This is a genomic window from Streptomyces sp. NPDC087270, assembly GCF_044744625.1.
Taxonomy (GTDB): domain Bacteria; phylum Actinomycetota; class Actinomycetes; order Streptomycetales; family Streptomycetaceae; genus Actinacidiphila.
In genome coordinates, this window is the sequence record NZ_JBIUYR010000008.1 from 43,815 (window position 1) to 66,543 (window position 22,729).

The following is a 22,729-nucleotide window of genomic DNA, read 5'->3' on the forward strand; positions in this document are numbered from 1 at the left end:
CGCGGAACGGAGCGGACGGGGAGCGGAGGGGACAGGGGAACGGCCGGCGGACGTGCGGAACGCCGCCTGGAGGGACGCGTGGAGGAAGGTGTGTCGGAAGGAGCGGGGGAGGGGACGGCCGGGGGAGCGGCGTGATGAGCGGATGAGCAGATGAGCGGGCGCGAGGGCGTACGAGGACGCCAGGGCGAGGGCCGCGAGAGCGGCGGGCGGCGGCGAGAGCGCCGAGGTCGAGCAGGAGCAGGAGCAGGAGCAGGAGCCGGGGAGGCGGGCGGGCGGCACGCGTGCGGGCGCCGGGGCATCGGCACGCGTGCCGCCCGCCGCGGACGTCAGCAGGTCTGGCGGACGTAGCCCTTGCTGCCGGCCGGAGAGACGTCCAGGTCACGGCGGACGACGCTCAACTCGTCGCCCCAGCCGGAGCACGCCTTCTGCAGCCCCTTCGCGGTGTACTCGATGACGATGACGTGGTCGCCGAACGCGGCGGTGTAGTCGCCGCACTCGTCGTACGTCCCGCACTCCTCCGCGACCGCGAAGTCCAGTCCGGTCTTCGCCCGGTCGCCCGCCAGCTCGGAGGTGTTCTTCTGCGCGATGGCCAGGCCGTCGGCGTGCGCGTGCGCGGACAGCAGGGTGATGTACGCCTCCGCCTCGGCGGAGGTCAGCAGCTTGCCGGAGCGGCTGTAGCTGTCGTAGTTGTCGGGCTCGATCGCCTGGTAGCCCTTGGCCGCGCAGTCGTCGATCCAGCCGTCGACCTTCTCCGCGATCCGCTGCCGCTTGTCCGCGGTGCTGGTGTCGAGCAGCGCCTCGCCCCAGTCCTCGTCGTAGACGACCTTTCCCTTGGCGTCGTGGAGCAGGAGGTCGGAGTCCCAGTCGCCCTCGGCGCCGGGCTGCGCCTGGAACGCGTTGACGTAGCAGATGTTGTACAGCCCGGCGGCGGGCGGGTCGGTGTGGTCGCGGCTGACCACGCTCACCCCGGCGGGCGGGGTGTACGCGCCGCCGATCTGGTAGTCGAAACCGGCGTGGGCCGGCGGCGGTGACACCGCTTCGGACGCCGCGCCGGCCTGGTCCATCGCGAGCGACGGGACGAGTGCGGCGGCCAACAGCGCCGGAAGCGCGGTGAGTCGGAGAGCGGAACCGCGGTCGATGCGCATCATCGAGCTCCTGATGATGGAGGGTACGTCCCCGCCTCGGACCCTGCTCGGTGGTCCTGGCGACTTTGTCCGGGCTTGCGGCGCAACTGCGGGCCGCTTACCGGCTAGGCGTACCTCTGGCGCCGGTACTCGTATTCCGGCGCTTGCCCGGGAGTAAATCGCGCAGATTCCCCCGTGTCAACCGCGCGTTTCTGCGCAGTTGGGGCACGTACGAGTCAAGAACGCGCAGCGCGCCCCGAGTTCCGCGCACGGACCCGTGCTGATCCCGGGGGAAGCGGTGCGTCCACGACGGCTGCGGGAAGGATATGCGTATGGACACGCAGGAGATCTACCGGGACCGCTGGATTCGCTGCACGCCGGACGCCGTGCGCATCCGCGGCTACTACTTCCCCTGGGGCACCAAGGCCGTGCGCTACGCCGACATCCGCGACGTGCGGCGGGTGACCCTCGGCCTGCTCAGCGGCCAGGCGCGGATCTGGGGCACGTCGAGCCCGACGATATGGGCGAGCCTGGACCCGGGCCGGCTGGGCAAGAGCGAGGGGCTGCTGCTCGACGTCGGCAAGCACATCCGCCCGTTCATCACCCCGGACGACCCGGCCGCCGTCGAGGCCGCGATCCGCGCCCGTATCGCGCCGGAGCCGAAGACGGATGGCAAGGTGTGAGCGGAGGAGAGGTGTGAGCGGTGGACACGCCCCCGGGGCGACGGCGCGATCGATGTGAGCGGGTGAGGCGATGACCACGGGCGGAGCCGAGCGGCACGGCGCGGTCAACGCGCTCACCGACATCGCCGGCCTGCGGGTCGGCCATGCGCAGCGCGCCGGCGACGGGTGGCTCACCGGCACCACCGTGGTGCTGGCCCCCGAGGGCGGCGCCGTCACCGCCGTGGACGTGCGCGGCGGCGGCCCGGGCACCCGAGAGACCGACGCGCTCGACCCGCGCAACCTCGTCCAGAGCGTCGAGGCGATCGTGCTGACCGGCGGCAGCGCCTACGGCCTCGACGCGGCCGGCGGGGTGATGGCATGGCTGGAGGAGCAGGGGCGCGGCTTCCGCGTCGGCGGCCCCGGCCAGGTGGTGCCGGTGGTGCCGGCCGCCGCGCTGTTCGACCTCGGCCGCGGCGGCGACTGGTCGGCCCGCCCGGACCGGGCGATGGGCCGGGCGGCGGTGGAGGCGGCCGCCGCGACACCTGAGGGCGCGCCGGTCGCGCAGGGCTGCGTCGGCGCCGGCACCGGCGCGGTCGCCGGCGGCCTCAAGGGCGGCGTCGGCACCGCGAGCACCGTCCTTGCGGCCGGGACCACGGTGGCCGCGCTCGCCGCGGTGAACTCCTCCGGGTCGGTGGCCGATCCCGACACCGGCGCCCTGTGGGGCGCCCTCCCGCGGTGGGCCGACGAGTTCGGACTCGACGGCTCGCCGCTGCCCGCGGCCGTCCACGACCGGGCCCGGCAGCGGTTGGCCGCCGCGGCACGGCGGCCGCCGCTGAACACCACGCTCGCCGTGGTCGCCACCGACGCCGTACTGACCCGCGCGCAGGCGCAGAAGCTCGCCGGCGCCGCCCACGACGGGCTGGCCCGCGCGGTCCGCCCGGTGCACCTGCTCTCCGACGGCGACACGGTCTTCGCGCTGGCCACCGGACGGCGGCCGCTGCTGACGCCGGACGCCCTCGCGACCACGGACCCGGCCTTCGGCGTCCATCTGGCGGCGGGCGCCCTCGACGCGGTCCTCGCGGCGGGCGCCGACGTCCTCACCCGCGCCGTGCTGCACGCGGTGCTGTCCGCGGAGGGCGTGCGCGGGCCGGGCGGCGACTTCCCCGCCTACCGCGAGCTGTACGAGATCCCTCGGGCGGACGGCGGCTGACACCGGTCGCCGGCACCGGCCGGTGGCCCTGTCCGCCGGCACCGTTCGCGGCCCTGCCGCCCGATCGGCGCCCATCGGTTCCGCCGACCAGGGGGCAGCGGGTGACGCGGCGGCGCCGGCGCCGTTGGTACGGGTGGACGCGCGGGCGGCGCCACCGCACCACCCGCGCGCACTGGTCCGTGCGGTCCACCGTCGCGAGGGAGCCCCCTGCCATGACCGACCTTCCCGCCGACACCGCGCTGCCGCCGGCGCCGGCCGCTCCCGCGATCGGCGCCTCCTCCACCTCGAACGCTTCCTCCACGTCGTCGGCTTCCTCCGCCTCCCCCCGCCGGCCGCGCGCGGGCGCGGTCCTCCCGGCGGTCCGCCGCTCCTGGTTCGGCGTCGGCTTCGGCACCGGTCTCGGCGCGGTGCTCGCCTGGATGCTGGTGCGGACCGTGCTGCGGATGAGCGAGCTGCTGACGCTGCTGCTGCTCGCGGTCTTCATCGCGGTCAGCCTGGAACCGGTCGTGGCGTGGCTGTGCCGGCGCGGGATGCGCCGGGGGCTCTCGGTGGCGGCGGTGGCGGCCGGGCTCGCCGGGGTCCTGGCGGGCTTCGTGGCCCTGGTGATCCCGCCGGTCAGCGCCGCGATCACCGCGCTCACCGACGACGTGCCGCGCTGGCGCAGCCAACTGCACGACCACCACACCACCTTGGGCCGCCTGGAGGAGCACTACCACGTCATCGAGAAGGTCCGGCAGAGACTCGGCTCCGGCGGGGGCGCGTCCGAGATCGCCGGGGGAGTGCTCGGCGCCGGGCAGCTCGTGGTCAGCGCGGTGGCCTCCACCGCGATCGTCATCACTGTCACCCTCTACGTGATGGTGGCCCTGCCGACGATCAAACGGTTCTGCTACCGCTTCGTGCCCGGCACCCGCCGGACCAGGGCCGAGTCGGTGAGCGAGGAGATCCTCAGCCGGGTCGGCCGCTTCATGCTGGGCAACGTCGCCACCTCGGCGATCGCCGGCGCCGCCACCTTCATCTGGTGCGAGACCACCGGCGTGCCCTACCCCGCCGCCCTCGGCTTCTTCGTCGCCCTCATGGACATGGTGCCGGTGATCGGCTCGACCGTCGGCGGGGTCGCGGTCAGCCTGGTCGCCCTGTCGGTGTCCCTGCCCGTGGCCCTGGCCACCGCCGCGTTCTCGATCGCCTTCCGCGTCGCCGAGGACTACCTGATCATGCCGCGGGCGATGAAGTTCGCGGTGGACGTCCACCCCGTCGTCACCGTCGTCGCGGTCCTGATCGGGGGGAGCCTGCTGGGCATCGTCGGCGGGCTGGTGGCGATCCCCGCGGCGGTGGCGCTGGGCATCGTCCTCGACGAGTACGTCTTCCCGCGCACCGACCGGGCGTGAGCGTACCGGGCGTGAGCGCACCGGGCGGCGTCCTCAAGGTGCCCTCCGCCCGGCACCGCCTCAGCCCTCGTCCCGCCGGGCGAGGTCGTCGAGCATCCGCCGCTGGTGGCGGTGGCCGACCGTCTCGTACCCGACGACCGTCACGAACGGCGCGAGCATCACCACCAGCAGGCACACCGACAGCGCGGCACCGGCGGCGGCCAGGGCCACCGCCACGACGAGGACGACCAGCGTGAGGGAGATCAGCAGCAGGTGGAAGCGGTCCCGGGCGGACAGCAGCAGCGCGTGTAGCAGGTAGATCGTCAGCACGTACACGCCGACCGGCAGCGCCAGCGCCAGCACCACCGCGGTCGAGCTCAGCTCCGAGTGGCGCTCCAGGTACAGCCCGGCGACGTGCAGCCCGGCGCCCGCCCCGGCGATCCCGAGGAAGACGGGGATGTGCCCGTACCCGAAGAGGTAGCCGCGGCTGCGGCGGTGCACCAGGATGTCGCCGAACGGGGTGGCGAAGTACACCCACCACATCCCGAAGGTCAGCCCGACGCCGGCGACCACGACGGCCACCGCGGTGCCGGTCCAGTGCGTGCCGTCCGCGCCGCCGAGCAGACCGCCGGACGACGCGACGGTGCCGACCACGCCCTCGCCCAGCGTGATGATCGCGAACAGGCTGTACCGCTCCGCGACGTGGTGCGGGTGCCAGGGCGTGCTGCCGGCGCCGCCCTGGCCGAGCACCGGCAGCATCAGCTCCAGCGCCGCCAGCACGGCGAAGACCGCGAAGACGGCGGCGCGCGGCAGATGCGTGAACGCGATCACCGTCCAGGCGGCCTGGACGGTCACCGTCCAGCGGATCATGGCCATGCCGATGTCGTGGAAGGGCGGCGAGTCGCGGGCCGCACGCCACCACTGGAGCACCATCGCGACGCGCATCACCACGTATCCGACGACCATCGCGCGCAGTTCGAGGCGGCCGCCGTCCTCGACGGAGTGGAACATCGCCGGCAGGCCGAGCGCGAACACCACGACACCGATCATCTGCACCATGGTCAGCGCCCGGTAGAGCCAGTCGTCGGTGCCGAACGCGGACGCGAACCAGCTGAAGCTGATCCACGCGATGCAGATCGCGACCATCGCCAGCACGAACGCGGCGACTGCCTGCGCGGCGTGCCCCCCGGCGAGCATCTCGGCGAACTGCTCGGCCGCGGTGCCGACGGCGACCACGAACGTCAGGTCGAGCAGGAGTTCCAGCGGGGTGGAGACCCGGCCGTGCTGCTCGGGGTCGCGGCCGGTCATCGGCACCCGCTGATGCGCCACCCTGCCGGTTCCTGGGGTGCTGCCGGGTTCGGAGTCGGTCATGCCCAGCATGATGCCGGACGCGACCGCCGTTCCCGCGTCAGCCCGCGGTCCCTCGCGGCGCCGGGGGATCGGCCGCCCGAACGTCCGCACGTCCGCGCGCCCGAAAGTCCGCGTGCCCGAACGTCCCCGTGCCCGAACGTCCGCGTGCCGGACCGGTGTTGCGTCACGGACCGGTGTCACGCCACGGGCGGGTGGAACGGGTAGTCGGTGTAGCCGGTCGCCCCGCCCACGTACATCAGGTACCGGTCCCGTACCGGATTGACGGGGGCGCCGGTGCGGAGGCGCGCGACCAGGTCGGGGTTGGCGAGGAAGGGGCGGCCGAGGGCGATGAGGTCGGCGCCGGCGGCGAGCAGGAGTTCGGCCGCGTGCCGGCCGCCGTCCGCGGGGAGCCGGTCGGCGGGCAGGAGCGGGTTGGCGATCAGCGCGCCCGGCCACTGCTCGCGGATGTCCCGGTAGACCGCGGAGCCGGGTTCGGCGAAGCCGACATGGAGGTAGGCCAGGCCGTGGCCGGCCAGGGCGGAGACGAGCGCCGGGTACAGCGCGCCGGTGTCGTCGCCCTCGTCGATGCCGTTGACGGCGCGCCCGGGGGAGATCCGCAGCCCGGTGCGCCGCGGGCCGATCGCGGCGGCGACAGCCTCGGTCACCGCGACGGTGAAGCGGATACGGTTCGCCACGCCGCCGCCCCACGCGTCGGTGCGGTGGTTGGTGTTGGGGGACAGGAACTGGTGCAGCAGGTAGCCGTTGGCGCTGTGCACCTCGACGCCGTCGAAGCCCGCGGCCACGGCGTTGCGGGCGGCGGCGGCGAAGTCGGCCACGGTGGCGCCGATGTCGTGCGGCGTCATCTCGCGGGGGACCGGCGCGGGTCGCTTCCCGGCGGGGGTGTGCAGGAGTTCGGGCAGCGCGATCGGCGACGGCGCGAGCGGGGTGTGGCCGCTGGTGTCGGGGTGGCCGACCCGGCCGCCGTGCTGGATCTGCAGGAACATCGGTCCGCCGCCGGCCGCGCGCACCGCCTCGGTGACCCGGCGCCACCCGGCCACCTGCGCACCGTCGTGGACGCCGGTGGTGTTCGGGTACGTCCGGCCGACGGCGTTCGGGGTGGCGGCCTCGGCGACGATCAGGCCCGCGGTCGCGCGCTGGGCGTAGTAGGTCGCCATGAGGGCGGTCGGGACGCCCTCGGCGGTGGCCCGGTTGCGGGTCATCGGCGCCATCACCAGGCGGTTGGCGAGCCGGAGGCCGCCGACGGTGGCGGGCGCGAGGAGGTTCGGCGTCGTTCGGGTGTCGGTCATGGCGGCCACGCTAGGAGTTAGCATCAATGTCAGATTCAACCGGGAAGAGTGTGAGGTACGTCATGCGGATCGGTGAGCTGGCCAGGTGCACGGGGGTCAGTGAGCGGTCCCTGCGGTACTACGAGCAGCAGGGGTTGCTCAGCGCGGACCGCACTCCCGGCGGGCACCGCGAGTACGCCGAGAGCGCGGTGGACCGGGTCGTCCGCATCCAGCAGCTCTACTCGGCCGGACTGTGCAGCGCCAAGATCGTGCAGCTGCTCCCGTGCATGCGGGACGCGGACGGCGGCCCCTGCGAGTCCGCCGGAACCCAACTGGTCGCCGACCTCACGGTGGAGCGCGACCGCATCGACCGGATGATCGACGACCTGCGCCGCTCCCGCGCCGTACTCGACGACGTGATCGCCGCGGCAGCCTCCCCCACGCCCCCCGCGAACCCGGAAACCCGGCGGGGGAGTTGACGTTTCGGCGGGGCGCGAACGGTACGCCGGGCCGGCTCGTGCCGCAGCGAGGTGGCGGGTCGTCCCGTGGCCCGGGTTCCGCCGGGTCACTTCTCGGGGGTGGCTTGCCCGCTCTGGGTCGCGTCGGCTGCGAGGAGGCGGGCGAGGAGTTCGGTGAGCTGCCGTAGGTCGTCGGCGGGGAGGGCGCCCACGGCTGCGGGTGGGCGCAGCAGGATGGCGTCGGCGGTGGCCAGCGCGTCGTGCCCGGCGGCCGTGAGCGTGACGAGTTTGCGGCGCCGGTCGCCGGGGTGCGGGCGGCGCTCGACGAGGCCGTGGGCCTCCAACTTGTCGACGATGAGCGTCGCGTAGGGGGCGTCGACGCCGTTGGCCGCGGCGAGCTGGCTGAGGGTGCGCGGTCCCTCGCGGAGCTGGAAGAGGATCTTGCCGCGACCGCCGCCGAGCCGGAAGCCGAGCGCTTCTGCGAGCTCGCCGTGGCGGTTGTGGGCCTCGACGAAGCGCTGCATCAGGGCCCAGACCTGCCGGCCGGGGTCGGTGGATCGTATCGAGGAGCCTGCCATCGGTCGTGTCTCCCGCGTCCTTCAGTACCGTGGCGGCCCGAGCCGCCGCGCGGTGTGCCCGGCCTGCTGTGGTGCCGGGTTCACCACGCCACCGTACGGCCGAGGTAGTCGACGTAGTGCAGGCCGGGCGTGCCCTGGAGGGAGTCGAGCGTCCTGACGACGTTCGGGATGCTCTCGTCGACGCTGAGCCGGCCGTCCGGGCCGCCGACCCCGATCCGCACCCAGCCGGGGGCCATCAGCACCAGGGTCCGCCGCTCGCCGGCGTGCCGTGCCGCGTAGCTGCGCATGAACGTGTTGAGCGCGGCCTTGCTGCCGCGGTACACCTCGTGGCCGCCGCGCTCGTTGTTGGCCACGCTGCCCTGACCCGACGACATCACCCCGATCGTGCCGTCGGGCTCGACGTGGTCCTGGAGCGCCTCGATGACGCGCATCGGGCCCAGCGCGTTGGTGACCATGACCCGGTTGAACTCGTCGGTCTCGGTCTGCGCCACCGTCCCCTCCGGCTGGTTGGTGACCCCCGCGTTCACGAAGAGCAGGTCGAACCGCCGGTCCGCCAGCCGCTCGTGCAGCGCCGCGATCCGCGCCGGCTCGGTGACGTCGACCGTCTCGATCTCGATCCGCCCCCCGGAACCCTCGGCGAGGTCGTGCAACTCGGTCCGGTCCGGCCCCCGCACGGTCGCCACGACCTGCCGCCCGCCGCGAGCCCACTCCCGGGCCAGCTCGAGCCCCAGCCCCCGGGACGCGCCGATCAACAGCACCCGCCCGCCCGACTCGTCCGGCTCGCCGGAGTGCGGCTCCACATTAGTTGTAGTCATAGCAATAATTGTGTGCCTTATAAGCAATCCGGTCAACCACCCCCACCCCCCACCCGCGCGCCCCGCCGACTCGGGCCGTCGGCTTCGCCTTTTCAGGATGGCCAAAGCCCTTGCGGATACGAATGGTTGATCGCGGACGGCCTGGCAACAGCAGGTGACGAGCGCGCGACGCCGCTCATCGTCCGCAGAGGACACAGAGGAGATACACCGTGAAGAAGATGGCCAAGCAAGCGGCTGTTACTGCCCACGTTGACGGCACTCGCCGTCGGTGCTTCGGTCACCGACCGCCGGCCCCCCCGACCGCCCGCGCGTCCCGGCGTCGAACACCTGGGCGGGGCTGGCATGCTGGGCCGCTGACGTCAGACAGTCGACATGGGAGTGATCGTGGTACACCGTCACGACAGCAGCGAAGCGCTGATCGACCCGGCCTACACCACGCGCCTGGGGTGCATACAGGTGCCGAAGAACAGGCTGCCCGATCAGGAGACGGCGCCCCAGGCGGCGTATCGCATGATCCACGACGAGCTCCTGCTGGACGGAAGTTCACGGCTGAACATGGCCACGTTCGTGACGACGTGGATGGACCCCGAGGCCGAGAAGCTCATGGCCGAGACGTTCGACAAGAACATGATCGACAAGGACGAGTACCCGCAGACCGCGGAGATCGAGCGCCGCTGCGTCAACATCGTCGCGAACCTCTTCCACGCGCCCTCCTCGGGCGACGCGATCGGCGTGTCGACCATAGGCTCCTCCGAGGCGGTCATGCTCGGCGGTCTCGCCATGAAGTGGAAGTGGCGCCAGCGCCGCCAGGCGGCCGGGCTCCCCGCGGACCGCCCGAACCTGGTGATGGGCTCCAACGTCCAGGTGGTGTGGGAGAAGTTCTGCCGCTACTGGGACGTCGAGCCCCGCTACGTGCCCATGGCCGCCGACCGGTTCACCGTCGACGCCGACGAGACCATGACGTACGTGGACGAGAACACCATCGGCGTCGTGCCGATCCTGGGCACCACCCACACCGGCGAGTTCGAGCCGATCAAGGACATCCACGACCGGGTCGTGGCCTACAACGCCGAGCACGACACGGACATCGCGATCCACGTCGACGCCGCGTCGGGCGGCTTCGTCGCCCCCTTCCTCCACCCCGACCTGGAATGGGACTTCCGGCTCCCGCAGGTGAAGTCGATCAACGTCTCCGGCCACAAGTACGGCCTCACCTACCCGGGCATAGGGTTCGTCGTGTGGCGCTCCGCCGAGGACCTGCCCGAGGACCTCGTCTTCCACGTGAACTACCTGGGCGGCGACATGCCGACCTTCACCCTCAACTTCTCCCGCCCCGGCAACCAGGTCGTCGGCCAGTACTACAACTTTGTACGCCTCGGCCGGGAGGGCTACACCAAGGTCATGGAAGGGCTGCGGGACACCGCGCACTTCCTCGCCGACGGCATCGCGAAGCTCGACGCCTTCGACGTGATCAGCGACGGCACCGACATCCCCGTCGTCTCCTTCAAACTCGGCGACCCGAGCAAGTTCACCGTCTTCCACGTCTCCGACGAACTGCGCCGCGACGGCTGGCAGGTGCCCGCGTACACCATGCCGCCCAACGCCGAGGAGATCGCCGTCCTGCGCATCGTGGTCCGCGAGGGCTTCAGCCGCGACCTGGCCGAATCCCTCCTGGCCACCCTCGCCAAGGCCATCGACCGCCTCACCACCACCCCGCCCGCCCACGAGGCCGGTTCCGGCTTCGCCCACATCTGACCGGCCACGGGTTCCCGCGGGGCACCCGGGCCGGTCCGCTCCCCACCGGCCGGCCCGGCAGCCTTGCGACCAAGGGCTGAGCGGCGTCGGTCGTCCGGCGGATGCGCCGACCGCCGTGGATTCGACAGTGTGGTGCGCCGGGTCGGCTCTCCGGCTCTCCGGCTCGGCGCTCGGCTCGGCTCGGCTCGCCGGGCGCTCCGCCCTCCGGGAAAGGCGTGATCGGTGTCCCCCATGGTGTTCGACGACGACGATGTCCGCGACCGGCTCGACGCGGCGACGACCGTCCGGGTCATGCGGTCGGCGCTGGTGGCCCACCATGACGGCGCCCTCCGCGCGCCGCCGCGGGTGCGCGCCGACCTCGGCGCGGGGGACCTGGTCTTCACCGCCGGGTGCCTGCCCGCCCAGGGGCTGTTCGGCTTCCGCGCGTACGACACGTTCGCCGGGGCCGAGCAGTTGGTCGCCGTGTGGGATGCCGCGGACGGCACGCTGCGCGCCCTCGTGCACGGCGCGGAACTCGGCGCGCGGCGGACCGGGGCGATCGGCGCCCTCGCGGTGGACGTGGCGGCCGGGCCCGGACCTGTTCGGGTCGGACTGGTCGGCACGGGCACGCAGGCGTGGGCGCAACTGTGGGCGGTCCGCGCGGTCCGTCCGCTCCAAGCCGTCACCGTGGCGGCCCGCGACCTGCGGCGCGCCGAGGAGTTCGCCCGCCGCGCCACCGCTGAACTCGGTGTCGCCGTCCGCGCGGTGGCCCGGGTCGAGGACGCGGTACGCGAGCGCGAGGTGGTGATCGTGGCGACCTCCAGCGCGGTGCCCGTGCTGGAGGCCGACTGGATCGCGCCGGGCACGCATGTGACCACGGTCGGCCCCAAGACCGTCTCCCGGCACGAACTGCCCGCGTCACTGGTGGACCGCGCCGAGGTGGTCCTCACGGACTCCCTTGCCCAGGCGGGCGGTTACGCCCAGGCGCACCTGTTTCCCGCCGACCGGATGGTGGCGCTCGGCGCGGTGCTGGCCCGCGCGGCGACCGGCCGTACCGGCCCGGACCAGATCACGGTCTTCTGCTCGGTCGGTCTGGCCGGCACGGAGGTCGCGCTCGCCGCGGCGCTGTGCGAGGCCCCCGCGCGGTAGGCGCCGCACAAGGGCAATGGAGCCGCACCCGGGCAATGGAAGCCGCGCGACCCCCGGCGATGAGCGCCGACGGCCCGCCCCGGGGGTATGGGGGCCCGGGACGGGCCTGAGGTGGTGCGGGCGGTGCGGGCAGTGCAATCGGTGCGGGCGGTGCCGCAGTCAGCTGGTCTGGAGGGTCAGACCGTACGCGGACAGGATCGGGTTGACCGGCTGGAACCAGGTCTCACCCCCGGAGGTGCAGTCGCCGTAGCCGCCGGAGGTCACCCCCTGGGCCTGGTCGCCGCTGATGAACGAGCCGCCGGAGTCGCCCGGTTCGGCGCAGACGTTGGTCTCGGTGAGCCCGTAGACGCTGCCCTCGCTGTAGTTGACCGTCTCGTTCGTGCCGAGGATCGTCCCGCAGTGCCAGTGCGTGGTGGAGCCCGAACGGCACACCGAGGAGCCGACCGGGGCCACGTTGGAGCCGTGCACCAGCACGTCGGAGACCGTGCCCCAGCCGAGCACGACGTTCACCGTCCACCAGCCGCTGCCGACGTTGACCCAGGAGTAGTCGTTGCCCGGGAAGGTGCCGGCCTGGAAGTTGCCGACGTAGGAGCCGTCCCAGCCGTAGACCGCCGCACCCTGCTGGGAGCAGTGGCCCGCGGTGACGAACCCGCCGATCACCGAGAAGCCGATCGAGCAGCGGATGCCGTGGCTGGTGAAGGGGTCGCCGCCGACCGTGCCCGCTGACAGCGTTGTCGGGGCCGCGGCGGCGGTGGTCCGTACCGTGACGGCCCGCGCGCTGTCGCCCCGCTCGGCCCTGGCGACGAACGCGCGCACCGCCGCGTCCTGCGCCTGGTCGGCGCGCACGTCGATCACGACCTGGTTGGACCGCAGGTCCACGCCCCAACTGCTCACCCCCGTCGGGGCCTTGTGCTGCCTGGCCAGCGTGTCGATCGCGGACTTCGCCGCGTCGAGCTGCTTGGCGGTGCGGGCGACGACCTTGGTGGTGGCGCCGGTCTTCGCGACGGCCGACGCCGCGTGCGCGTCGGTGACGGCGACCACGAGCTTCCCGTCGGCCTGGTCGAACCACGAACCGCCGTACGAACTCCCCGCGGCCTTCCGCGCCTTGGGGCTGAGGGTGGTCGCGGCGGCCTGCTGCCGCAGCCGCTGGTGGGCCTGGGCCGGGGTGAGGCCCAGGTCGTGGACCATCGCCGTCAGTACGGCGTCGGAGGCGTCCGCGCGGGCGCCGGCGGCCGGGGCGGCGTCGGCCGTCATGGCACCGGCGCCGGTGAGGGCGGTCGCGACGAGCAGGGCGGACAGGCCCACTATCGTGCCGATTCTGCGTCTCATGACACTTCTTCTTCCGTCCGGGGGGAGTGAGACCGAAGCGAGCGAGAGAGCGCTCTCGCGTGATGCGGGGTCATCGTAGGACCAAAAGAATGCCATGTACAGGTCAAGTCGATACCGGGCGGGAGCGGGCGCCCGGTTCGGGCCGCGGCTCCCGCGCCCGGTCGTCGGCGGTGCCTCTGACCTGCCCGAACGGGGCGCCCCCGCCGGTGTGGTGGGGGCGCCCCGTGCCCGTTGCGACGCGACGTGCGACGCGTGGCGTGGGGCGCGTGTGTGGGGCGCGTGGTGCGAACGGGTCGTCGCTCAGAGGCTGTTGAGCTCGATGGCGTCCGCCATGGCCTGGTAGCCCGCTCCGTTGGGGTGCAGATGGTCGCCGGAGTCGTACTGCGGGAGCATCGTCTCCGGGTCGGCCGGGTTGCGGACGGCGGCGTCGAAGTCGACCCACGCGTCGAAGGCGCCGTCGTTGTGGCGGATGAAGTCGTTGATGCCGTCGCGCGCCGCCGCCCGGCTCGGGGTGGTGCAGCCGCAGCCCCCGGTCGGCGTGAGGGTGCCGACCACGACCCGCAGCCCGTACGCGTGCAGCGTCGCGGCGACCTGCTTCAGGCCGGCGATCACGTCGGCGGCCGAGGCGTCGGAGTCGACGTCGTTGATGCCCTCCAGGACGACGACGGTGCGCACACCGGCCTGGCTGAGGACGTCGCGGTCGAGCCGGGCGGTCGCCTTGACGCCCCCGGTGCCGGTGTTCGGCAGGCCGTTGAACAGGTCGGTGAGCACCTTGTTGCCGCTGATCCCCTCGTCGGCGACGGCCGGTGCCTTCGGGCCGTCCTTGGCGAGCAGGCGCCGCGCGAGGTAGTTCGGCCAGCGCTGGTTGCCGTTGACCGCGGACGTGTAGCCGTCGGTGATCGAGTCGCCGAGGGCGACGACGGTGCGGTGCGAGGGGCCGGTGACCTCGATGCCGGACAGCACCGTCCAGAAGTCGAAGAGGTTGTGCACGGGGAAGTCGGCGCCGTCGGCCGCGTCGTCGGTGCCGCCGTCGTCGGTCGAGTACATGTCCTGCAGGCCCAGGCTGTGCGTCGGGGCGAACTGGACGGTGCCCGGCAGGTAGAGGCTGACCAGCAGGTCGCTGTCGGCGGGCACGGCGAAGGGCAGCGGGTCGCTGTACGCCTGCCCGCCGGCCGGCATCGTGACCGTCTGCCTGCCGCCGAAGGTGAGCGTGACGGGGGTGGCGGCCGGCACCGCGCCGGACGCGCGCACCGCGATCGTGGCGTGGCCCACCGTCAGCGGCTTGGGCCCGAAGGCGTTGTCGAGCCTGATCCGCACCCGGTTGCCGCCCACGCTGGTGTGCTCCACCATCCGCAGGGTGCGGTCGGTCCACACGTACGGCGCCAGGCCGTCGTCGACGGCCGCGGACCAGGTGGCGGTCCACCCGGCCGGCACCGGCCGCAACCCGAGCGCGAACACGTGCAGTTCGGGCGCCGCGGCGCCGTCCGCCCCCGCGACCGTAGGCAGCGTCACCGCGGCCGGCCGCTTGCGGGCGTCGAGCGGCACTGACACCGCGTAGAGCTTCACGTCCAACGCGGTCGGGCCCGCCGGGGTGTTGCGGCGCGAGGTGCGCACCGCCATGGCGTCGCTCGGCCCGCTGTACCAGTCCGGCGCGCTCAACCGGTAGCTCTGCCTGCTGCCGTCGGCGTAGCTGATCGTGCCGGCGCCGGCCGCGTCCGCGGCCGTGCCGGTGACCAGGAACGTCAGCGCCGATCCGGCGCCGTGCAGGGCGATGCGCTGACCGTCGGCGATGACGTTGTCGGGCCGGCCGGGGGCGGTGTCCGGCATGGTGAGCCGGGTCCCGCCGACGGTGACGGCGGCGCCGGGACCCCAGCCGGCCGCCGCCAGGTCCTCGGCGACGAAGCTGTTGCCCAGGCCGTCGAGATCCGCCGAGGCGGGCGCGGCGGCCGCGCTGATACCGGTGTTGTCGAACGCGGCGGCGAGACTCGCGTAGTGCGGGGCGCCGGCCGGACCGGCCGCCGCTGCCGGTGGTGCCATGACGGCGACCAGCGCGGCGACCGGGAGGACGACCGCTGACATGATCCTTTTCAACTCACGCTCCTGACGGGTGATCCGGTGGGGGGCGAGGTGCGAGGAGGTGCGGGTGCGGATATCGGTACGGGTACGGGTACGGGTACGGGCGAGGTGGGGCTGCGGGTGGCGGCGGTGGCGCGGGCTACTCGACGGCGATGTCGAAGACGTGCAGCCGGGTGCCGGCCTGGTCGCCGGTGACGGTGGCGGGCAAGGTGACGTAGGCGAGGGACTTGCCGGCGGCCAGCGGGACCTTCGTCGCGTAGACGCTCACCGCCGTGGCGGCCGGGTAGCCGCTGCCGGCCGGGCGGTTCCAGGTCGGCGCGGTGGCGACCAGGTCGTCACCGGGCAGCGGGGTGCTCGGCGTCCAGTTGGTCAGGCCCAGGGTGAACGGCGCGGTGCTGCCGTCGGTGTAGGTGAGCGTGCCGGTGCCCGAGCCGCTGCCGTTGTTCGCCGCGCCGAGGAACCACAGCTGCGTACCGCTCCCGCTCACCGCGATGTTCTGCCCGGCGGCGACCACGTTGTCGGGGTGGCCGGCCGCGGCGGACGGCCAGGTGAGGGCCGCCGTGCCGTGCGGGACCGGTTGCCCGGGGGTCAGGCCGGCACCGGCGAGCGACTGGGCGGAGTAGCTGTAGCCGGAGCCGTCGAAGTTCGCGGACTGCGGCGCGGCGTCGTCGCTGACCGCGGTGTTGTCGTAGGCGGCGGCGAGCGAGCCGAACAGCAGCGGCAGGTCGAGGGAGCCGCCCTGGAGCGGGTGGTCCTGCCCGGCCGCGGTGACCGTGCCGGTGAGGTCGATCGAGGCGGACGCCGCGTCGTTCCCCACGCTGACGGTCAGCTGCTTCGTCACCGACGCCCGGGGCGCGAGCACCACCGACGTCGTCGCCGGATCGACGCTCACCCCGGCCGGCGCATCGGTCCCCACGCTCACCGACACGCGCTGGTCGGCGGTGTTGCGCAGCGTCAGCGTGGCCGGGTAACTGCCGCCGATCCGGGCGAGTTTCGTCGTCGAGGAGAGCGTCGCCGCCACCAGCGGGCCGACCGTGACCTGCAGCCCGCCGCGCGCGCGGTAGCCGCCGTCCGCGGACGCCTCGGCGGTCAGCCGCCACAGCCGGTCCTGCGCGCCCGCCGCGGGGGTCACCAGCCACGACGTGGTGAGCCGGGTGCCGGGCTTCACGCTGCGGAACTCCGCGGTGGTGCGCGCCTTCGCGGTCCAGCCGGCCGGCACGTCGAGGCCGAGCCTGACGTGGCCGAGGGTCTGGGTGCCGCCGGCGGTGAGCGTGGTGGTCACCACGCCGCCGTGCGCCGGGTCGAGGGTCGCGGGAGCCTGCGCGGTCACCGCGCGGGCGCCGGTGGAGCGGCGCAGCGTGTAACTGCCGCTCAGCGGCAGGTCGCGGGAGGAGTCGCCCACGTACATCCGGTAGGTGCCGTCGTTCGTCTTCCACGCGTGCGTGGCGTCGTCCCAGGTGCGCAGGTCGGACGGGTCGATCGTGAAGGTGACCCGCTGGGACCGGCCGGGCCGCAGCGTCACCCGCTGGAAGCCCTTGAGCTGCTTGGGCGGTTCGCCGGCGCCGGCCGGGTCGCCGACGTAGAGCTGCGCCACCTCCGAGGCCGTACGGCTGCCGGTGTTCCGGACCGTCGCCGAGACCCTCACCGGCCCCGCCGCGTCGGCCGCGCCCGGCGAGACGCTGAGCCCGCCGAAGGAGAACGACGAGTACGTCAGGCCGTAGCCGAACGGGAAGAGCGGCGTCAGGTGGTGGGCGTCGTACCAGCGGTAGCCGACGTCCAGGCCCTCGCTGTAGTGGTAGTCGGTGGTGTTGGTCGCCACGTCGACGGTGCCCGGGTAGCGGGACGGGTCGGCGGTCGGCAGCTGGGACATGCTCGCCGGCCAGGTCTGCGGCAGCTTGCCTGACGGGTCGACGTCGCCGAACAGCACGGACGCCAGCGCCGCGCCGTTCTGCTGCCCGCCGTACCAGGACTCCAGCACGCCGTCGACCGAGCCGAGCCACGGCATCAGCACCGGGGCTCCGGTGTTCAGCACCACGACGGTGTGCGGGTTGGCGGCGGCGACCGCCGCGACCAGGTCGTCCTGCGCGCCAGGCAGCGTCAGGTTCTGCCGGTCGCCGTCCTCGCTCTCGTCGTCGCTCACGACCACCACCGCGACGCTGTCCTGCTTGGCGGCGGCCGCCGCGGCCGCGATCGCGGCGGTGTCGGGCACCTGCCAGCCGAGCGTGACGGAGCCGTTGCCGGGCGGTGTGGTCGGGGTGCCGGCCACCGGCCCGCTCGGGCCGTTCACCGGCTGGTAGTTCTCCACCGTGATCGGTGTCCGCACCCCGCCCTTGAGGTGGATCGCGGAGACCCCGGGACCGTACTGCGCCCAGTCCTGGAAGACCGGCTGGCCGCCGACGGTCATCCTGACCCCGCCGGTGTCGGACATCGAGAAGGTGTACGTGCCGGTGACCGGCGCGGTCAGGAAGCCGGTCCAACGCACCGAGAAACCGGCCGGGTTGACGCCCGGCCCCGGCGCGGCCGTGTAGTGGTCGTCGATGTCCGGCTCGACCCGGGTGAGCGCGGGGGCGCCGGAAAGGTCGAGGTTGTTGTAGTAGCTGGCGGTCAGGCCCTGCTGCCCGCCGGCGGTGCTGAAGCGCGCCGAGGGGACGGTCGGCAGCTTGTCGGTCACCCCCGGCACACGGACGCCCGAGCGCCCCACGGCGGTCTGCCCGCCGCTGCCGTCGGAGGTGTACGCGGTCAGCTCGGCGATCGACCACCAACTGCTCGCCGACCCGGTCTGCACGATCCTGACGTACCGCGCCTGCCGGGCGGCGAACGTCGCGGTGACCAGCCGGCCGGTGCCGGTCCCCTCGGCGACCGGGGCGCCCCAGTCCTTGCCGTCGGCGGAGAGGTAGACCTGGTAACCGCGGGCGTAGTCCGTGCCGTTGCCGGCGTCCATGGTGATCCGGTCGATCGGGTGCGAGCCGCCCATGTCGGCGCTGACCCACTGGCCGCCGGCCATCGGTGTGCCGCTGGACCAGCGGGTGCCGAGGTCGCCGTCGAACATGTTGGCCGGCTGGTCGGAGCCGCTGGCGGAGGAGGAGGCCGCCCCCGTCCAGGAGCCGATCGTGTCCACCCGGACCGAGGAGCCCGCCCGCGCCGCGATGCCGTCCGCGACGGTGACCACCGACGACGGGTCGACCGGCACGTGCGAGCTGCCGCCGCCCCCGGTGATCGCGGAGTCCTTGGCGGCCGCTCCGATCACCGCGATCGACGGGGTGGCGGAGGTCTTCAGCGGCAGCAGCCCGCCCTTGTTCTTCATCAGTACGGTGCCCTCCGCCGCGATGTCCCGCGCGGTGGCGACGTGTGCGGGTGTCGTGGCGGTGGCACCGGGGGAGCCCGCGGTGGAGTCGAACAGGCCGTAGGCGAACTCCTCGGTGAGCAGCCGGGCCACCTTGTCGTTGAGCACGGCCATGCTGACCTGGCCGGAGCGGACGGCGTCCGACAGCGGCTGCCCGAAGTTGCCGGGGGCGGGCATGTTGAGGTCCAGCTCGGCGTTGGCGGCCTGCACGGTGCTGCGCGCGCCGTCCCAGTCGGTGACCACGAAACCGTCGAAGCCCCAGTCCTGCTTGGCGGTGTCCTTCAGCAAGGTGGCGTTCTCGTTGGCGTGCACGCCGTTGACCAGGCTGGTCGCGGCCATGATCGAGGCCGCGCCGCCCTCCTGCACGGCCTGCTCGAACGCCGGGTAGTAGATCTCGTGGAGCGTGCGCTCGTCGACGATCGCGTTGCCGTTGTTGCGGTTCTGCTCGGTGTCGTTGGCGACGAGGTGCTTGATGTCGGCCATCACGCCCTTGGACTGCACGCCCTTCACGTACTGCGTGGTCATCGCCCCGGACAGGTAGGGGTCCTCGCCCGCCATCTCGAAGACCCGCCCGCCGCGCGGATCGCGCTCCAGGTTGGTGTCGGGACCGAGGTCGACGCTGATGCCCTTGGTCTTCGCCTCGGCCCCGACCACCTGCCCGTACGACCGCTCCGCCGCCGGGTCCCAGCTGGCCGCGGCGGCCACCGGTGCCGGCAGCGCGGTGGTGCCGCCCATCACCACGCCGGCGCCGCCGTCGTTGAGGTTCAGGGCCGGCACGCACAGCCGCGGAACGGGGGCCACCACCCCCGCGTAGCCGGGCAGCCCGCTGCCGTGGGTCATCGACAGCTTCTCGTCGACCGTCATCCGCGCGAGCACCTGCGCGGCGCGCTGCGCGGGCGAGGCGCTCGAACCCACCCAGGGACAGCCGGCGCCGGCGCCGTCCGCCCCGCCCGCGGCGGCGGGGACCTGCCCCGCGGTCACGGTGAGCAGCAGCGCGGCCGCCACGCCCGCGACCCCGAGGGGCAGCCGTCGGCGGATCGGCGTCCGGCCCGGCCGGTGGTCGTGGGAACGGGGCATGCCTGGTCCTCCCGGGTGCTCCTCGCGCGACGCCAGCCACTGCCGGACTGTAACGTTTCAATGCGAACGCGCCACAACCTAGAGCCGTATACAGCGGCAGTCAAGACACGTGCGAGGGCCGGTGAACCCCGGCTGGTTGAAACGTCTTTGAAATCCGGACGGTCCGGCTCAACCCCGGCGGCCGCGGGCGGTGACGTGATCGGGGCCCGCGGCCGGCGACCCGGCGGTGCGGACGGTCAGCCCTGCCCGCCCGCGCCCTCGGTGTCCTCCGCGTCGCTCGCGGGCGCGGGGCCGACCGGGGTCAGGGCGATCACGGGGATCGTGCGGGTGGTGCGGTTCTGGTACTCGGTGAAGACCGGGTTGCGATCGGCCTGGCGGCGGTACTGCTCGTCGCGCTCGGCCCCGGCCAGTTCCTTCACCTCCACATCGAGCACCTGGTCGCCGACCTCGATCCGGGCGTGCGGCCGGGCGCGGAGGTTCCAGTACCAGTCGGGATGGCGGTCCGCGCCGGCCTTGGAGGCGAAGACCAGGTAGCGCTCGCCGTCGGCCAGGTACGTCATCGGGTTGACCCTGGGCCGGCCGCTGCGCGCGCCGACGGTGTGCAGAAGCAGCAGGGGCACGCCGGCGAAGTTCCCGCCGACCTGGCCGTCGTTGGCGCGGAACTCGGCGATGGTGTGGGCGTTGAAGTCGTCGGTGCCGGACATGGTCTCCCTGTCGGTCGGAGCGGACGCGCTCGTACGGGACGAACGTAGTGGGCGGCATCCGCCCGGCGCATGTCGCGAGCGGCGCGGGGGCCGGGGCCATGGCCGGGGGCCGGGCCGGGGCCGCTCCCGGTGGCGGCCGGGCGGGAGGGCTGTTTGGCTGGAGGTATCGGCTCTCGGCGCACGGAGCGAGGCGCGACATGAACGAGAACGGCCCGGCCAACGAGCGGCACGTCAGGGAAATGCGCGAGGAGGCGTTCGCGCTGGAGACGGACGCGGAGCGCAGCGGCGACCCGAAGGAGCGCAGGCGGCTCCAACAGCGGGTCAAGCAGATGGAGTTCGACTGCGAGCAGGAGAGCATGATGGCCGCGGGGGACATCTACCCGGCGCCGTGACGGGCCGTGCCCGACGGCGACCGCAGCGCCACCGCCGCCTACCCGCGCTCGCCGGACCCGCGCTCGCCCGAGCCGGACCCGCCGGACCCGCGTTCGCCCGAGCCGGACCCGCCGGGCCCGTGGCCGCGCCTGACCCGAGGCCCGTCCGCGGCCGGACCCTTCGCCTGACCCGCCGGGAGGCCCTACGCCGGCTTCCTGGCCGCCTCGCGCCGCTGCCGCTTGCCCAGGGGCGCCTGGGAGAGGTCCTCGGCCTGGGCGCGCAGCTTCGCGTAGCCGTAGCCGCGCTCGTCGAGCCAGGCGCGCGCGGCGGCCTCCGCGCGGGCGGTCGCCGCCACGATGTCCTCCTCGGCCTCCCCGGAATCCGCGAACCGGAAGGTGAACGCGGAGCGCGCCGCGAGGTCGTAGCTGAGGTGCCCTTCGGGGGTGAAGGCCGCGCGCAGGACGTCGTGCTCGGGTGCGTGCGCCAGCAACTCCGCGCGCTGCTCGGCGCTGAGCCCGTCGAAGACACCGCGGACGGTGATACGGAACGTACGAGTGGTCACCGCGTGACCGTAGCCGCAGCCGTCCCCGGTCCGCCACGGGGTTTCCCGGCCGGGAGTACCGCACGTTTCCCGGCCGGGGGTACGGTGCTCATGGCCGCGCCGTACCGAGCGGTGCCGCCCGCAGGGAAGGCACAGGCACCGATGACGCTCACACTCGACCTGCATCCGCTCTTCCGGAGCGACCGCGACATCGACCGGGCGGTACGGGAGATCATCTTCCGGGCCGCGGCCACGAAGGCGGACCGGGTGGAGATCATCGCGGGCAAGGGCTCGGGAAAGCTCAGGTCCCGGGTGCTGGCGACACTGCGGCAGCCCCATCTGAAGCGGCTTTACCGGAGTTTCGAGACCGACCCGTCCAACCAGGGCCGGATCGTGGTCCACTTCGGGTGAGCGGGACGCCGTTGCCGGATCTTCCGGGCAGAAGCGGGGCCGGTCAGGCGGGCGGGCGGTCCAGTTCCTCGTAGGTCGGCGGGGCGGCCCCGGGCCGGGAGCAGGTGATGCCGGCGGCCCGTACCGCGTACCGCAGCGCCCCGGCCACCTCGGGCGTCAGGGTGCCGGTGCCGGTGGCGTCGTGCAGCCGGGCGCGGGTCGCGGCGGTCGCGGACGGGCCGCCGGCGCCGAGCAGGTCCCGCTGCAGCAGGCCGCTGACCAGCGCGGACATGAACGAGTCACCCGCGCCGACGGTGTCCGTCACGCGGATCGGCGGCGCCGGGACGTCGAGGTGCCCGTGCCGCCACCAGGCGCGGGCACCTCGGGCGCCGCGGGTGAGCACCACCAGGGCGGGGCCGCGCCGGGCCCAGCCGGCGGCCGCGGTGTCGGGGTCCTGGTCCGGGTAGAGCCAGCCGAGGTCCTCGTCGCTGGCCTTCACCACGTCGCTCACCTCGACCAGGTGCTCCACCCGGGCGCGCTCGCGGGCGCGGTCGCCCAGCAGGGCCGGGCGGATGTTGGGGTCGTAGGAGACGGTGGCCCGCGCCCGGGACTGCTCGGCCGCGGCCAGCACCAGGTCGGCGCCCGGCGGCAGCGCGGCCGCGATCGAGCCGATGTGCAGGTGGGAGGGCGGACCGGCGCGCAGGGCCGCGACCGTCGCCGGCGCGAGGTCCCAGACCAGGTCGAACGCGTAGCCGACGCTGCCGTCCGCGCGCAGCCGGGCGGTGGCCGTCGACGTCGGGGCGTCGCCGACGGACCCGGGCAGCAGCTCGATGCCCCCGCGCTCCAGCCACTCCCGCAGCACCGTCCCGGTGCGGTCGCGCCCGATCCGGGTGGCGAGCCGCACCGGGTGGCCGAGCCGGCCCAGCCCGAGCGCGACGTTCGCCGGACTGCCGCCGGGATGTTCCCGCCGCTCCCCGCCCGCACCGGTCAGGACGTCGGTCAGCGCCTCACCGATCACCAGCGCCGGCACCGGGGGAGACGGCAGCGGCGGTGGCGGCGGTACGGGCGGCGGCCCGGGCAGGGGCACGGTCATGGGCGTTCCTCTTCCGGCGGCGGCCTGGCGACGCGGGCGTACGGGGGTGCGGGCATACGGCGACACGGGGATGC

19 protein-coding genes are annotated in these 22,729 nt (G+C 73.7%); 8 read left to right on the forward strand and 11 right to left on the reverse strand.

Going from position 1 to position 22,729, the window contains the following annotated elements; all coding sequences use genetic code 11:
* Positions 1-326: 326 nt before the first annotated feature.
* Entirely contained in the window at positions 327-1,148 is an 822-nt protein-coding gene (locus tag ACIPAE_RS17545) for an endo alpha-1,4 polygalactosaminidase (RefSeq protein ID WP_402445996.1), read from the reverse strand.
* Positions 1,149-1,456: 308 nt separating this feature from the next.
* Here ACIPAE_RS17545 and ACIPAE_RS17550 point away from each other — a divergent pair, with 308 nt between their 5' ends.
* The 3 genes from ACIPAE_RS17550 to ACIPAE_RS17560 all read left to right on the forward strand — a co-directional run bounded on the left by ACIPAE_RS17550 (position 1,457) and on the right by ACIPAE_RS17560 (position 4,381).
* The gene (locus ACIPAE_RS17550) at positions 1,457-1,807 is read left to right on the forward strand and encodes a hypothetical protein (RefSeq protein ID WP_402445998.1); all 351 of its coding nucleotides are present in this window, start codon (positions 1,457-1,459) and stop codon (positions 1,805-1,807) included.
* Positions 1,808-1,877: 70 nt separating this feature from the next.
* Entirely contained in the window at positions 1,878-2,996 is a 1,119-nt protein-coding gene (locus ACIPAE_RS17555) for a P1 family peptidase (RefSeq protein ID WP_402446001.1), read from the forward strand.
* A gap of 212 nt (positions 2,997-3,208) precedes the next feature.
* Positions 3,209-4,381: an AI-2E family transporter gene (locus ACIPAE_RS17560; RefSeq protein ID WP_402446003.1), complete on the forward strand. Its 1,173-nt coding sequence runs from the start codon at positions 3,209-3,211 to the stop codon at positions 4,379-4,381.
* A 60-nt stretch (positions 4,382-4,441) separates the two neighbouring features.
* On the opposite strand, the gene ACIPAE_RS17565 is transcribed toward ACIPAE_RS17560, so the two are convergent.
* Positions 4,442-5,731: a low temperature requirement protein A gene (locus tag ACIPAE_RS17565; protein ID WP_402446006.1), complete on the reverse strand. Its 1,290-nt coding sequence runs from the start codon at positions 5,729-5,731 to the stop codon at positions 4,442-4,444.
* Positions 5,732-5,907: 176 nt separating this feature from the next.
* Positions 5,908-7,017, reverse strand: a complete 1,110-nt coding sequence (locus tag ACIPAE_RS17570; RefSeq protein ID WP_402446009.1) for an alkene reductase — start codon at positions 7,015-7,017, stop codon at positions 5,908-5,910.
* Between the two features lie 62 nt (positions 7,018-7,079).
* Between ACIPAE_RS17570 and ACIPAE_RS17575 the strand changes: the two genes are divergently transcribed.
* A complete protein-coding gene (locus ACIPAE_RS17575; protein WP_329361583.1) occupies positions 7,080-7,475 on the forward strand; it encodes a MerR family transcriptional regulator in 396 nt (131 codons plus the stop codon).
* Positions 7,476-7,561: 86 nt separating this feature from the next.
* Here the strand turns inward: ACIPAE_RS17575 and ACIPAE_RS17580 are convergent, their stop codons facing one another.
* A complete protein-coding gene (locus ACIPAE_RS17580; protein WP_402446011.1) occupies positions 7,562-8,032 on the reverse strand; it encodes a MarR family winged helix-turn-helix transcriptional regulator in 471 nt (156 codons plus the stop codon).
* Positions 8,033-8,112: 80 nt separating this feature from the next.
* Positions 8,113-8,847, reverse strand: a complete 735-nt coding sequence (locus tag ACIPAE_RS17585) for an SDR family oxidoreductase (protein ID WP_329361580.1) — start codon at positions 8,845-8,847, stop codon at positions 8,113-8,115.
* A 372-nt stretch (positions 8,848-9,219) separates the two neighbouring features.
* Between ACIPAE_RS17585 and ACIPAE_RS17590 the strand changes: the two genes are divergently transcribed.
* Both ACIPAE_RS17590 and ACIPAE_RS17595 read left to right on the forward strand, forming a co-directional pair.
* Positions 9,220-10,602: a glutamate decarboxylase gene (locus ACIPAE_RS17590; protein ID WP_402446015.1), complete on the forward strand. Its 1,383-nt coding sequence runs from the start codon at positions 9,220-9,222 to the stop codon at positions 10,600-10,602.
* 231 nt (positions 10,603-10,833) lie between these two features.
* Positions 10,834-11,730, forward strand: coding sequence for an ornithine cyclodeaminase family protein (locus tag ACIPAE_RS17595; protein WP_402446483.1), 897 nt, complete (start codon positions 10,834-10,836; stop codon positions 11,728-11,730).
* A gap of 159 nt (positions 11,731-11,889) precedes the next feature.
* On the opposite strand, the gene ACIPAE_RS17600 is transcribed toward ACIPAE_RS17595, so the two are convergent.
* From ACIPAE_RS17600 to ACIPAE_RS17615, 4 genes are all read right to left on the reverse strand, one after another.
* Positions 11,890-13,059, reverse strand: a complete 1,170-nt coding sequence (locus ACIPAE_RS17600) for a S1 family peptidase (protein ID WP_402446018.1) — start codon at positions 13,057-13,059, stop codon at positions 11,890-11,892.
* A 300-nt stretch (positions 13,060-13,359) separates the two neighbouring features.
* Positions 13,360-15,138, reverse strand: coding sequence for an SGNH/GDSL hydrolase family protein (locus ACIPAE_RS17605; protein ID WP_402446021.1), 1,779 nt, complete (start codon positions 15,136-15,138; stop codon positions 13,360-13,362).
* 136 nt (positions 15,139-15,274) lie between these two features.
* Positions 15,275-19,555, reverse strand: coding sequence for a glycoside hydrolase family 3 C-terminal domain-containing protein (locus ACIPAE_RS17610; RefSeq protein WP_402446023.1), 4,281 nt, complete (start codon positions 19,553-19,555; stop codon positions 15,275-15,277).
* Between the two features lie 236 nt (positions 19,556-19,791).
* Positions 19,792-20,259, reverse strand: a complete 468-nt coding sequence (locus ACIPAE_RS17615; protein ID WP_366411781.1) for a nitroreductase family deazaflavin-dependent oxidoreductase — start codon at positions 20,257-20,259, stop codon at positions 19,792-19,794.
* A gap of 197 nt (positions 20,260-20,456) precedes the next feature.
* Between ACIPAE_RS17615 and ACIPAE_RS17620 the strand changes: the two genes are divergently transcribed.
* On the forward strand, positions 20,457-20,651 hold the full coding sequence (locus tag ACIPAE_RS17620) for a DUF6381 family protein (RefSeq protein WP_328473187.1): 195 nt from the start codon (positions 20,457-20,459) through the stop codon (positions 20,649-20,651).
* 182 nt (positions 20,652-20,833) lie between these two features.
* On the opposite strand, the gene ACIPAE_RS17625 is transcribed toward ACIPAE_RS17620, so the two are convergent.
* Complete coding sequence (locus ACIPAE_RS17625) at positions 20,834-21,193, reverse strand: DUF6204 family protein (protein WP_366411782.1); 360 nt, start codon at positions 21,191-21,193, stop codon at positions 20,834-20,836.
* Between the two features lie 141 nt (positions 21,194-21,334).
* Between ACIPAE_RS17625 and ACIPAE_RS17630 the strand changes: the two genes are divergently transcribed.
* Positions 21,335-21,583: a Smr/MutS family protein gene (locus tag ACIPAE_RS17630; RefSeq protein WP_329361567.1), complete on the forward strand. Its 249-nt coding sequence runs from the start codon at positions 21,335-21,337 to the stop codon at positions 21,581-21,583.
* A 43-nt stretch (positions 21,584-21,626) separates the two neighbouring features.
* On the opposite strand, the gene ACIPAE_RS17635 is transcribed toward ACIPAE_RS17630, so the two are convergent.
* Entirely contained in the window at positions 21,627-22,655 is a 1,029-nt protein-coding gene (locus ACIPAE_RS17635; RefSeq protein WP_402446028.1) for a carbohydrate kinase, read from the reverse strand.
* Positions 22,656-22,729 lie beyond the last annotated feature (74 nt).